Origin of the sequence: Pseudoruegeria sp. SK021 (genome assembly GCF_002119405.1) — a bacterium.
GTDB lineage: Bacteria > Pseudomonadota > Alphaproteobacteria > Rhodobacterales > Rhodobacteraceae > Meridianimarinicoccus.
In genome coordinates this window covers 1-3,390 of sequence record NZ_MTBG01000080.1, presented here as the reverse complement: position 1 = coordinate 3,390, position 3,390 = coordinate 1, and the positions used below count along the sequence as shown (strand labels likewise).

The 3,390-nt window shown below is 58.2% G+C and carries 1 protein-coding gene and 3 pseudogenes; 2 read left to right on the top strand and 2 right to left on the bottom strand.

The annotated features are described in order from the left end of the window. Nucleotides 1-201 (top strand): IS3 family transposase (locus tag BV911_RS18525; RefSeq protein ID WP_139840022.1); only part of this gene is annotated, 201 nt, incomplete at its 5' end. A 36-nt stretch (nucleotides 202-237) separates the two neighbouring features. Then, nucleotides 238-384: pseudogene (locus BV911_RS18520) on the top strand (ATP-binding protein); the annotation flags it as partial. Between the two features lie 224 nt (nucleotides 385-608). Here the strand turns inward: BV911_RS18520 and istB are convergent. Then, nucleotides 609-1,287, bottom strand: a pseudogene (istB, locus tag BV911_RS18515) (IS21-like element helper ATPase IstB). Next, a pseudogene (gene istA, locus BV911_RS18510) lies at nucleotides 1,268-2,896 on the bottom strand (IS21 family transposase). The pseudogenes istB and istA overlap by 20 nt, the downstream one beginning before the upstream one ends. Nucleotides 2,897-3,390 lie beyond the last annotated feature (494 nt).

Below are 3,390 nucleotides of genomic sequence, written 5' to 3'. Positions count from 1 at the left end.
ACGATAAACGGCCTATTCAAAGCTGAGGTCATTCATCGCCGTGGCCCCTGGCGCAGCTTTGAAGCCGTCGAATATGCCACCCTCGAATGGGTCGACTGGTTCAACAATCGCCGCCTGCTGGAACCTATCGGGAATATCCCGCCCGCTGAGGCAGAAGCAAACTTCTATGCTGCTATGGAAAGATCAGATATGGCCGCGTAACTAAGACAATTCAGCCTCCGGCAAACCCGGCGCGGTTCACTTGCATTTGATGAATGGACCGAAGTCTTCGGCTCCAAACGCCTTACCGGTGCCATCTTGGATCGCTTGACCCACCATGTGCATATTTTGGAAATGAACGGCGACAGCTACCGGCTGAGACAGAGCCGAAAACTCCAGGACTGAACTCCCCAAAACAGCATTAGTGCTGGCCTACGGCCAGCGCGCTCTGGCACGCGTTAGCTATGTGGGGCGAACACGCGCCAGAGCGCCGCCGGCTGTCAATCGGCAGCGAAGTTTAACCCCCTTTAGGCGTCCAAAAGTGCCCCCCTTTGGCGCACGAGTAGCTGGCCCGATGCGGTGTAGCCCTCGCACAGCGAAGCCGCATCGGGCCAGCAGAATTCATGGCGTCATTCTCGAGTTTTGAAGCGCCAGCTCTGGGTGCCTGTTTCGACGATGTCGCAATGGTGGGTGAGGCGGTCCAGAAGCGCCGTGGTCATCTTCGCGTCGCCTAAGACGGAGGGCCATTCTCCGAAGTCGAGGTTGGTCGCCGCGATGATCGAGGTGCGCTCAACGAAGCGGCTGATGAGGTGGAACAGAAGTTGTCCACCTGTCTGGGCGAACGGCAAATAGCCCAACTTGTCGAGGATTAGGAAGTCGAGGCGGCATAGAAGATCTGCGGTGCGCCCCTGTCGATCGACACGGGCTTCCGCATCGAGCTTGGCTACCAGATCCACGACGTTGAAGAAGCGGCCCCTTTTGCTACGCCTGATACAGGCTCTGGCGATGTTGACCGCAAGGTGGGACTTTCCGGTTCCGGTGCCGCCGATAAGCACGACGTTACGCTGATGTTCAAGGAACTCCCCAGAGGCCAGATCGCGCACCAACGTCTCGTTCACGGGAGTGTCTTCGAAGGAGAACTCGTCGACCTCCTTGACGAGGGGCAACTTGGCGATCGTCAACTGATATTTGATCGAGCGCGCCTGCTTTTCGCTAATTTCTCGCGTTCAGCAAGTCACCGACGATCTGTTGTGGCTTGTGCTGACGCTTCACCGCAGTGACGATGATCTCATCGTAGGCGGCCTTCATGCCGTAGAGCTTCAGCTGGCTCGTCGTGCCGGAGGCACGCCTGCGGCACGACGAGCCAGCACCTGTGATCTTTCCATGGTCGGGTCTCCTCAGGCTGTCATAACGTTTACAATCGGCCACGGGTTCGCAGGTCGTCGCAGTGCGTCAGGCGTGGCGATTGTCACCGCCGATGGCGGCTCACGGTGCCGGGCCAAGATGTTCAGGACGACAGAGGACGCCGGGGTGCTTTCGTTTAAAGCCTCGGCGCAAGCTGCTTCCACAGCATCCAAGCCATCCGTGGGGATCATGCTCAGGATCTGGACCATCTGCCGGTCGCCGTCCGGCACTTTGCCAAGTTTGCGCTGAACACGACGTATTGCTGGCGGCAGCTCCCATTCTTTGAATGGCGCCCCGTTCCTGAGGGCGCCGGGCTTGCGGGCCAGCATCGGGATATAGTGCAACGGATCGTAGATGACCTTGTCACGACCGAAAGCGCGATCATGCTGCCCGACGATCTTGCCGTCCTGCCAGAACTCGACCCGCTCGGCATAAGCACGGATCTCCACCGGCCGACCGACGGCGCGACCGTCCACTGAGTAGCGGTTCTTGTCGAACCGGACGAGGCAGGTTTTGGACACCGAGGCTGGTACGGCATGGAAGCCATCGAAGGGGCCAACTTAGGGCACCAAACTGGGGCGCTCGCCTTCGAACACCTCCCAGATCATCCGGGCACGAAGCTCCGGATGCGGATGAGACTTGGCCCAAGCAACGCAGCGGTCTTCGAGCCATATGTTGAGTTCTGCGTAGCTCTTGAACCTTGGTCGGGGCACGAAGAACCGCCGCCGGACAACGCCGACCTGGTTCTAAACCTGCCCTTTCTCCCAGCCCGACGCCGGGGTGCATGGTCGTCATTGTAACGCCATTGGTCCGAGTGACAATGACGACGGTTCGACCAAGTAATGCCCGCACATCTGTTGGAACCTGCGATTGTAGGTGCGGTCCCGTCCCACAAGGATCGTGTCCACCGCAGTTTTCATGTTGTCGCAAATTCCACGCGCACAAGCGCCACCGAAGAAGGCGAAAACTTTGTCGTGGGCATCGAAGACCATCTCCTGGGTCTCTCGCGGATAAACCCGGACAAACAGCATCCGGCTGTGACAAAGTCGGACATGCGCGACCTTCACTGTGGTCGTCACGCCGTCGTTCAGCACGATCTCATGGCTCCAGTCGAACTGGTAGGCCTCGCCGGGATCGAAGCTCAGCGGCACATAGGCCGCAGCTGAAGCTTCCTGTTCTGACTTCGACCAGGAAGCCGCGTAGCGTCGAACTGCATCTAGCCGCCATCATATCCGAGAGCGCAGAGTTCCTCGAATATCCTGATCCGAGTCAACCTCTCACGCTTGGGCTTGCGCGCATTCGCTGCCAGCATCCGATCGAGTTCATCCCTCCACGGGCCGATCTTTGGCTGAGGCTGGACGTTACGCTCGTAGGTCATCTCCGTCACGCCGGAGCGGATCACCCTTCGCACGGTATTTCGCGAAACCCGCAGCTCTCGGCAGATCTGCTTGATCGGCTTCTTCAATTGGAAATACGCCCGACGGATCTTTGCTATCGTCTCCACGACCAGCATCCCACACTGTGCCCCCCCCATAATTTCGGGGACATCATGACCAGCAATGTAAGGGGGGTCATCTTTGGAAGCCGATCACCCCGTTACGGGGTCAATCTTGCATGCCTGTTCACAATGCCGACATCCCGAGCGTTGCCCCTTTTTGTGCCGGTATATGGCCCCTTTTGCCGCCGTGATTGACAGCTTGTCCCTGCGGACCCGATCCTCGCCGCTTAGGCCAATGTATGGTTCGATTTGGCTGTGCCTATGCACATCAGGGCGATCAAGACTTGGATCTATGGCAGCATGCATGGCGCAACCAAAAAGAAATCTGACATGGAGCATTATGCTGACGTTCAGCCCGACAAAGAGCTTGTCGCATTCCACCGGCTATGTTGCACAAATCACGGAGGGATTCATGTCGTGAATCCAGTGTGGTAGCTGGCCAGCATGAGCAAACCGACATCACCTACCTACAAGACGACGAACTGGGCTGATTATAACGCGGGGCTGAG